The sequence below is a fragment of the Thalassobacterium sedimentorum genome (assembly GCF_031127905.1).
GTDB classification, from domain to species: Bacteria; Verrucomicrobiota; Verrucomicrobiia; order Opitutales; family Coraliomargaritaceae; genus Thalassobacterium; species Thalassobacterium sedimentorum.
In genome coordinates, this window is sequence record NZ_JARXIC010000134.1 from 1 (window position 1) to 409 (window position 409).

Here is a 409-nt window from a genome sequence, read left to right on the forward strand (position 1 = left end):
ACTTCCAAATCCCCGCTCACTTCCAAGCTCGGTCCAATGCTGCCGTCTACGGTCACCTCATAGGTGCTGTTCGGACCATTCACCACTTCCAAGGCTGCATCTGAGAAATCAAGTAAGCTACCATCGCTCGCCGCTTGATTAATTGTCACCGCAAGAAGGCTTCCATTCAAAGTCAATTCATCCAGCCCAACAAACGAAGCACTGCCCGCAGTCGCTTGTAACGCGGTCCATTGACGCGCATCTGCGACTTTTTCCTGTGCCAGTACTAGGGCCAAATTAACATTTGTTAAATCAAGCCCCAGCGTGCCACCCACACCGGCGAAGGCAGAAACATCACTCGCTCCGATGGTCAATAATTCAACTGCAACATCGCCAGTCGCTTCATTCAAATAGACTGGAACTGTCGCTT

1 protein-coding gene is annotated in these 409 nt (G+C 50.9%); it reads right to left on the reverse strand.

The genetic code is table 11. The features are described from left to right. Positions 1–409, reverse strand: a 409-nt coding sequence (locus tag QEH59_RS18735; protein ID WP_308986914.1) for a hypothetical protein, incomplete at both ends; no start/stop codon positions are given.